Source organism: Mesorhizobium sp. M1006 (genome assembly GCF_040318825.1).
Lineage (GTDB): Bacteria > Pseudomonadota > Alphaproteobacteria > Rhizobiales > Rhizobiaceae > Mesorhizobium.
Genome location: NZ_JAMYMZ010000054.1, coordinates 24,075 through 32,233, shown reverse-complemented (window position 1 = coordinate 32,233; position 8,159 = coordinate 24,075). Strand labels below are relative to the sequence as shown.

The following is an 8,159-nucleotide window of genomic DNA, read 5'->3' as shown; positions in this document are numbered from 1 at the left end:
CCCTGTTCGCCAGGCCGGTGCTGGCCGATCTTGCCGCAAGCCTGGGCAGCCATCACGAGGTGGCGGTGCCTGCCAACCTGATCACCGAACACAGCACGGCGATTACGCCGCAGATGCTGCCGCTCATCGAGCTGGCCCAGCCGGAGATCGACCGGATCGTCGCCACGGTGCCCGGCGGCGTCGGCAACATCCAGGACATTTATGGGTTGTCGCCGCTGCAGGACGGCATCCTGTTCCATCATCTGCTGGCGACGAAGGGCGATCCATATTTGCTGGTCTCGCAGATGGCGTTTGCCGAGCGCGGCCAGTTGGAGCGCTATCTTGGCGCCGTTCAGCAGGTGGTGGACCGACACGACATTTTGCGTACGGCCTTTGTCTGGGAGGGGCTGTCGAGCCCGGCCCAGGTGGTGTGGCGGCGTGCGCCGCTGGAGGTGACCGAGGTCGAGCTGGATGCGTGTGACGGTTCCGGCGCCGAGGAGCTCAGGCGCCGGTTTGATCCGCGCCGGCACCGCATCGGCCTTGGCCGCGCGCCGTTGTTGCGGTTTGGGATCGCGCGCGAGCCCGGCAGCGGGCGCTGGCTGCTGCTGGAGTTGCAGCACCATCTGATCGGCGATCACACGACGCTGGAAGTGATGCATGCCGAGGTGCGGGCCGTGCTCGGCGGGCAGGCGCATGAGCTTGCGGCACCGCAGCCGTTCCGCAATCTGGTGGCGCAGGCACGGCTGGGGGTCGATGCCAAGGCGCATGAGGAGTTCTTCCAGGAACAGCTGGCCGACATCGACGAGCCGACCATGCCGTTCGGGCTGGGCGAGGTGCGCGGCGACGGCAGCGGGGTCGGCGAGGCGCGGCGGATGCTGCCGCAGGCGCTCAACGATCGGCTGCGGGAGCAGGCGCGGCGGCTGGGGGTGAGCCTGGCCAGCCTGTGCCATCTGGCCTGGGGTCAGGTGGTGGCGCGCAGCAGCGGGCGAGAGCAGGTGGTGTTCGGCACGGTGCTGTTCGGCCGCATGCATGCGGGTGCGGGCGCCGACCGGGCGCTGGGCCTGTTCATCAACACCCTGCCTGTGCGGCTTGACCTGGACGGAACCGGGGTCGCGGCGAGCGTGCGGACCACGCATGCGCGGCTTTCCGAGCTGCTGGCGCACGAGCATGCCTCGCTGGCGCTGGCGCAACGCTGCAGCGGCGTTGCGGCGCCGGCGCCGCTGTTCAGCGCGCTGTTGAACTACCGTCACAACACGCCGGCGGCCATGGCCGGCTCCGGCACGGATGATGGTCTGTCCGGGGTGGAATGGCTGGGCGGGGAGGAGCGCACCAACTATCCGCTGACCCTGTCGGTGGAGGATTATGGCGAGGCGCTCGGCCTGACGGCGCAGGTGGTGGAGCCGGTGTCTGCGGATCGGGTCTGCGGCTACATGCAGCACGTGCTCGAGCAATTGGCGGAGGCGCTGGAGCGGGCGCCCGACAGGCCGGTGCGGGAGCTGGATATCCTGCCGGCCGCCGAGCGCACCTATCTGCTGGAGGATCTGAACCGGACGGCGGCGGCCTATCCGTCGCAGCGGTGCGTCCACGAGCTGTTCGAGGCGCAGGTGCGCCAGGCGCCGGAGGCTTTGGCGGTAGTCCATGAGGACGAGCGCCTGAGCTATGGCGAGCTCAACGCGCGAGCCAACCGGCTGGCGCATCACCTGATCGGGCTCGGGGTGAGGCCGGGGGATTGCGTTGCGACAGTGCTGAACCGCTCCGTCGCCCTTGTGGTGGCGCAACTGGCGATCCTCAAGGCGGGGGGAGTGTATGTGCCGGTCGATCGCGCTCTTCCATCTGCGCGACAAGAATGGCTGATGGCCGATTGTGCTGCGCGCCTGGTGCTTAGCGAGAGTGACGATGATGATCTGCTTGAGGTGACGATCCCTGTTCTGGCCATTGAGCCGCTCATGGCTGGGACTGGGTCTAGTGCCGATCCTGGCCTGGCATTGAGCGCCGAGGCTGCTGCTTACGTGATGTACACCTCCGGCTCGACCGGCCTTCCCAAGGGGGTTGTTGTTGCTCACCGTGCGGTCAACCGGCTCGTCATCAACAATGGCTATGCGCAGTTCAGCTCGAGTGATCGTGTGGCGTGGGTGGGTAATCCCGCCTTCGACGCCAGCACATTTGAAGTGTGGGCGCCGCTGCTCAACGGTGGCTGCATCATTGCATTGGATGCCACGACCGTCATAAATCCTTCAAATTTTGCCAAGTCACTTGAACAGCAACGGGTGACAACCCTTTTTCTAACAACAGCGTTATTCAACCAATATACGTCATCGATCGCTCCGACGTTAGCACAACTTAAGTACCTCCTCTGTGGAGGCGAGGTCAGTGACGTTCCCTCATTTTTGAGATTGCTGAGAGAAGAAGGTCCTGTACGCCTCATTCACTGCTACGGTCCGACCGAGACAACGACCTTCGCGACAGTCTGCGAGATCGCCCAATCTGTCGGGGGGCTGGCCTCCATCCCGATCGGGCGCCCGATTGCGAACACGCGGGTGTACCTGCTGGACGGTCATGGTGGGCCCGTGCCGTTCGGGGCGGTGGGTGAGCTTTACGTTGGCGGGGCCGGCGTTGCGCGTGGCTACCTGAACCGGCCTGATCTGACGGCGGAGCGGTTCATCGCCAGTCCCTTTGTGGAAGGCGATCGGCTGTATAAGACCGGTGACCTGGCGCGCTATCTGCCGGACGGCAATCTGGAGTTTCTGGGCCGCAACGACGACCAGGTGAAGATCCGCGGCTTCCGCATCGAGCCGGGCGAGATCGCGGCGCGGCTTTGCGAGCACGCCTGGGTGCGCGAGGCGGTGGTGGTGGCGCGCCAGGACCGGGCCGGCGACAAGCACCTTGTCGCCTATGTCGTGTGTGGACCCGAGGCCGGCTCGGACGAGGACGGTGGCGGCGCGCTTGCCGGCGCCTTGCGCGCGCATGTGAGCGGGCGGCTGCCGGACTACATGGTGCCATCGGCATTCGTGCGGCTCGAGGCCTTGCCGCTGACGGTGAACGGCAAGCTCGACCGCAAGGCACTGCCGGCGCCGGAGGACGAGGCCTATGCGCGGGCGGCCTATGAGGCGCCGCGCGGCGCGGTCGAGACGGCGCTGGCACAGATCTGGGCGGAGCTTCTCGGTGTCGAGCGGGTCGGGCGCCACGACAACTTCTTCGAACTGGGCGGCCACTCGCTCCTGGCGGTGCAGTTGCTCAGTCGAGCATTAGATCTTGGGCTGGACTTTAGCGCCGCTGACCTCTTCCAAGCCCCTGTTCTGAAGGAACTTGCATCGAAGATTCATTTGGAGCCACAGCCCAGGAGTCGCGGAGTGATTTCCATTCGACCAACCGGATCGCAGCCACCGCTCTTCTTTGTCCCCACAGGTTTTGGAGATTGTTCCTATGTCGTCGGTCTGGTGGAGGAAATGGACGTAGACTGTCCCGTCTACGCTTTACCATGGCCGTCTTTCGATGAAGTTCGTCCACTGACCCTTGAAGCGATAGCTGATCAGGTCATCCTCGCGATCAAAGAAATTCAACCGCAGGGACCATATCGCTTCGCTGGATACTCATCAGGCGGAATCTTGGCTTACGCAATCGCCCAGCGCTTGCTGAGTCTCGATGACGCTGTGTCGTTCATCGCTCTCATCGATGTTACGCTACCCGCAAACGTGACAAAGATATCACCCATCCAAATGGTACGAGACGTCGTGCTCGATTCTTTTGAACCCTTAGATGATGAGAGCTTCGAAGTGTTGGAGAAATTTGCTGGACAAAGTTCAATCGCTCAGCTGCTTGAAAAGGGGCAGCAGATTGGGGCAATACCTCTGGATCGTAATCTCCATAACGATGTTTTGATGTATGAAAGGACCGCCCGGTTCCACAAGGCGCTGCAGGCGTACCAAGTCCCAACCCTGCCAATTGAGATACATCAGTTTTATGCCACCGAGGCTCTCTTCAGTTCTCGGGCACGACAAGCTAAGAGTTCATTATGCCCAGAGGCATGTTCGCCTATGCGCGGCTGGGACCGGGTCTTGAGTCCGGAGGCCATTACTGCCGTACCGATTGTAGGCGACCACGTGACGATGATGAGTGTTCTGGAAAGCCGCAAGGCTCTGGCCCGAGCCATTTCTACGCCCTTAATCGGGGTTCTTGAAAAAGATCCCTAGCGAACTGCACCGAAGGTTCTGGCACCCAGACGAGGTTCGGTCTCGGATCGCGACAATCCCCAAATGTCGGAGGAGTTCTGGCTCGGTGATCCAAAGATGGGAAACATATGTGGTCCGCCGCCGCTGCTGATCGACGACCGAGTCGAGTCAATTCCAAGGCCAAGCTGCATTGGCTGAGCTTCTCACTTGAAATGCTCAAAGAAATAGATGGAGACTATCACCATTGATCAACAGAACATCCTCGTCGGCATTCGTCCAATAGAACCGGCCGACGAATCCACCTTGTACGCTTCCGAAGTTACCCCGATGGGACGCGCTGTTACCAAAGTCCGTCGCCAAAGCGGTGCTGCAAGAGTAATTGCCCGAACACTTCTTGGGAAACTGGGATTCCCACAACTGCCGATCCTAAAGACGCGCTCTGGTGTTCCGATCTGGCCGGCCGGCATCGTCGGATCTTTGGCTCACCACGATACAGTAGCAGCCGCCGCTATTGCAGGAACGAAGAGGATTGCAACTCTCGGCATCGACATTGAGCCTAATGAGCCACTGCCGGAGAACTTGATCGAATTGATTGCTACCCCTAACGAGCAACGCATGTACGATCTACGCCTGCTTGAGCGGCGGGACCTCTTTGTTTTGAAGGAGGCCGTATATAAGGCGTATTTTCCACTGTACAATGACGTTCTTGAATTCCAGGACGTGGAAATTGATATCTCTGCGCGATTAGGGTACGTGTCGAAGGCAAATTGCACGTTTTCGCTCGAGTTACTTATTTCCAACAATGTAATCGGGTTGGCGTATTCATGGCCGACATGCGGTGACCTTGCCCCGCTGATCTAATCCGGTTGACGTTCGTTCTGGCCCATCGAGAGGACCAGGACATGAAACGTAGCCGCTTTTCTGAAGAGCAGATCATCGGAATTTTTGAACGAGCCGCAAGCACGGGGTCAGCGACGCCTCGATTACAACTGGAAGGGCCGCTTCGGCGGGATGGATGTCTCCGAGGCTCCGCGACTGAAGGCTCTGGAGGGAGCATGAGGAACTGTGGGGCGGTTATGCGGCGAGAGCTGTTTCGTCGGTTTTGTTGCAACGGCTGAATAGGGGCACAGAGAGGCCCTGATGCGAGGTCAATCAGGCGGCGAGGATTTCGAACTGCACGGCCAAGGACGGATTCGGATTGAAGGCGTACCTCGCCTGTCGCTTGCGCATCATGTGAATCATTTCGATGCCGGTCAGGATGGTGGCTGCGGTGGCCGTCGATTTGAAGCCGAGCATCGGCCGGATACGGCGCTTGATGCGCCGATGGTCCTGTTCGATCCGGTTATTCAGGTATCTACTCTTGCGGATCCGGATCGGCTTCAGCCGGCGCCGGGAGCGGTCCTGCAAGCGATTTGTGGTGTCGCAGGAAACGATCGCCTCCCGATTGGTCTGGCTATCGTCGATGACGACGCGATCCGGTCGGCGATGACGCTCCAGCGCCTTTCTGGGGTCAGGACAAGAGCAGTTCAAAATCTTGCGCTAAGAGCGAACGGCTCCGACGCTGTGCTGATGGGAGGCTCCGCGCCTCCGCCGGTTGCTCAACCCGCGCCAAGAGGCGTAACAGAAACGGCCAAGGCTCTAATCGCCACTGGAGAACAGTTCAGTGGCATGTATGGACGGCCTCCGCGTGGCAAGGGCTTTCTGACATTGATGACAGGTCGGTCGGCTGCAGGCATGTATTCGGCCTTTGAGTGCGGCCTGTTGTGGCGTTGCGCCAGGATGGACATTCTGCTGAATTTTACATGCGGCGCCGTTTCATGGATGCGCGCTTGGGCTCCCCATTTTCTATTGCCCGCCCCGGCTCATGCCGGGCTGGCTTCTTGGCGTTCTGGGAGGATTTGCTCACCATGGTTCATAGTGGCAGCGCAACCGGTGAGCGCCTCACCTGAGGCTACATGGCGGCCGTGGAGATTGCCTCAGAAGCGGCGCCCAATCGGAAATCTTAGCACCTCCGCGTTTTGGCGTGGCTGCTTGAACTCTTCGACGGCAACCGCCTCAATTAGCAGGTCCAAGGCTTCGCGTCCCCTTCGACTCATCGGGTCATCGCCACAAAGGTAGTCATACGCTCGATCTAAATGCACTCGGGCGGCGGAAAAATTGCTTGTCATAGGACCCTCTCTAACCACCCGCATTGCCGTCTACGACGGTGAAGGTCGCGCAATCGCCAATATCGACAGACAAATTTGAATCAAACCGGGGATGATCGGGGGAGTAGCCAGGACGTCACCCACGCTGACTGAACCGGTCGACATCGACGCCGCGGTCTCGGCATTCCTCGCGCGCCTGGAGGCCGAAGTCCCCTGACATGATGCCGCCGTCGAGCCCGCCGACGATCACTCGCTGGCGCATGGTCGGATCATAAATGCCGAGCACCCCGTTCCGACCACCTCTGACCTCCGTCATTCGATGCAGACGCGCGGAACCGGCCCGATTTTGCGGCGTAGAGCCAGAGGCGGCCGCCAGGTCCCAGGCCGGTTGGCTCCAAATCGCGCTAGGTCGTGTGGATCAGGTTTGTCCACACCATTTAGCTATACGCGGGGGGCGATAATACCACCGAAGAAGAAATGGCGCAGGTATTGGGTATCGATCCGTCGGAGCACCCAATCCCGCCCGCAGCGCGGGTCGCAGCCATCTCGACCGATTGGTGGACTCCTGACTACGGGATGTGAGGAGCTTTTCCAACCTATAGCTAAATGGAAAGAGACCCCTCGATCGCGCCAACCTCGGCCCAACCTACTGGACTCCAGAACGAAAAGAGCGCGTGGGGCTCGAGCGACTTGCGAGGAGAAGGAAATCGCGCCTCGGCATGACTGACTCCGACTGCCTGAGCGCCGGCATCGCCTTTCAGTGCGCCCAAGGGGAGCGTTCCGGTGGCCAGTGCTGCCTTGCTGGAACGGAGCAGGTGGGCTGTTCTAGCAACACGGTTGAGTGCCCGGGGTGCCAACAATGAACAAATGCGCAGGAACGCTCGATCGGGCGCCTTCGGCAGGCCTGAGACCCTAAAACCTGTGCAAGTGCACAGGTAGCGAAGTGCGTGCAGGTTCGAGCACAATGGGCGCCGGCGCAATTTCCATGCCGACCACCAACGGAGATATCTGCGATGACCAGCAACATGCGGCTAATGAAAGCGAGCGAGATTCCCGCCTTCGTCGACAAGGTGATCGAGGCTGGCTGTGATATCTGCGCGATCGGTCACTTAGGCTACTCACTGGGCGATGTTGACGGGAAGGTACCCTGGCGCAAGGTAAAAAGAATCGTGGAAGAGTTTGGCGATCGTGATCACCTGCTACCGGAGATCGTTGCCTATCTTCGCTCGATAGGCCGGTGCATAGAACTCTCGTCGTCGACAAACGAGGGCCGGAGACCGCACAAAACAGGCACTCGAAGACGGAACGCATAAAAGGACGGGTCGGAGACGATTGTCGAATCCGGCTCCTTCACCGACAATGACGAGCTGGACTTCGGGACCGGTATCGACGCCAACGAGCTGTGGTTTGCCCAACAATAACCTCGTCTTCTCGTACCGGGCACCACGGACAAGGGTCGGTCAATGACTGTTCGCCGGGCAATGTCGTCGAAACTATCAAGTCCGGCGACGGCAAGGTGCTTAGCCATTCCGACGTGGCAACTCTGGGTCGCGGCCATGGCTGGTGTCGATCCGGCAACGTCGCACACGGAATTCGGCATCCAACCAAAGATGCGCGGTTTGGCGACGCCTAGAAGGTTGGAACCATCCCTGCCCCAATGCAGCAGTCCTGGTGGCTGATGAAAACAAGTCCACGATGCCCGGTGGTGCGCTTCCACCGCACCACCGGGGTCTTCGCCGGAGCCAAATGCAGAAAAATCCAGGCGCGTGCTGAAACGTCGCGAGGAATTCGATTTGGATTATGTCAGCTGATAAAATGACCCGTTCAATTTCGATCGATCAATCAGCGCCCTTGGGGGGCTGTC

General features: G+C 60.6%; 5 protein-coding genes and 2 pseudogenes. 4 read left to right on the top strand and 3 right to left on the bottom strand.

The features are described 5' to 3' along the window. Nucleotides 1–17 precede the first annotated feature (17 nt). The 3 genes and pseudogenes from NKH60_RS29945 to NKH60_RS29935 all read left to right on the top strand — a co-directional run. On the top strand, nucleotides 18–4,169 hold the full coding sequence (locus tag NKH60_RS29945; RefSeq protein WP_352874428.1) for a non-ribosomal peptide synthetase: 4,152 nt from the start codon (nucleotides 18–20) through the stop codon (nucleotides 4,167–4,169). A gap of 207 nt (nucleotides 4,170–4,376) precedes the next feature. Then, nucleotides 4,377–5,009 carry a 4'-phosphopantetheinyl transferase family protein gene (locus NKH60_RS29940; RefSeq protein WP_352874426.1) on the top strand — a complete coding sequence of 211 codons (633 nt, stop codon included), beginning with the start codon at nucleotides 4,377–4,379 and terminating at the stop codon, nucleotides 5,007–5,009. 41 nt (nucleotides 5,010–5,050) lie between these two features. After that, nucleotides 5,051–5,198: pseudogene (locus NKH60_RS29935) on the top strand (transposase); the annotation flags it as partial. Nucleotides 5,199–5,300: 102 nt separating this feature from the next. On the opposite strand, the pseudogene NKH60_RS29930 reads toward NKH60_RS29935, so the two are convergent. From NKH60_RS29930 to NKH60_RS29920, 3 genes and pseudogenes are all read right to left on the bottom strand, one after another. Further along, nucleotides 5,301–5,654 (bottom strand): annotated as a pseudogene (locus tag NKH60_RS29930) (DDE-type integrase/transposase/recombinase); the annotation flags it as partial. Nucleotides 5,655–6,124: 470 nt separating this feature from the next. Further along, nucleotides 6,125–6,316, bottom strand: a complete 192-nt coding sequence (locus NKH60_RS29925; RefSeq protein ID WP_352509872.1) for a hypothetical protein — start codon at nucleotides 6,314–6,316, stop codon at nucleotides 6,125–6,127. A 115-nt stretch (nucleotides 6,317–6,431) separates the two neighbouring features. Then, a complete protein-coding gene (locus NKH60_RS29920; protein WP_352874424.1) occupies nucleotides 6,432–6,557 on the bottom strand; it encodes a hypothetical protein in 126 nt (41 codons plus the stop codon). Between the two features lie 751 nt (nucleotides 6,558–7,308). Between NKH60_RS29920 and NKH60_RS29915 the strand changes: the two genes are divergently transcribed. Then, the gene (locus NKH60_RS29915; RefSeq protein WP_352784751.1) at nucleotides 7,309–7,608 is read left to right on the top strand and encodes a Y4lK-related protein; all 300 of its coding nucleotides are present in this window, start codon (nucleotides 7,309–7,311) and stop codon (nucleotides 7,606–7,608) included. Nucleotides 7,609–8,159 lie beyond the last annotated feature (551 nt).

What these genes read in the sequence shown, in the direction of transcription:
- NKH60_RS29920 (WP_352874424.1), bottom strand. Translation starts at nt 6,557, where the DNA reads ATGCGCCAGCGAGTGATCGTCGGCGGGCTCGACGGCGGCATCATGTCA.
- NKH60_RS29915 (WP_352784751.1), top strand. Translation starts at nt 7,309, where the DNA reads ATGACCAGCAACATGCGGCTAATGAAAGCGAGCGAGATTCCCGCCTTC.
- NKH60_RS29925 (WP_352509872.1), bottom strand. Translation starts at nt 6,316, where the DNA reads ATGACAAGCAATTTTTCCGCCGCCCGAGTGCATTTAGATCGAGCGTAT.
- NKH60_RS29940 (WP_352874426.1), top strand. Translation starts at nt 4,377, where the DNA reads ATGGAGACTATCACCATTGATCAACAGAACATCCTCGTCGGCATTCGT.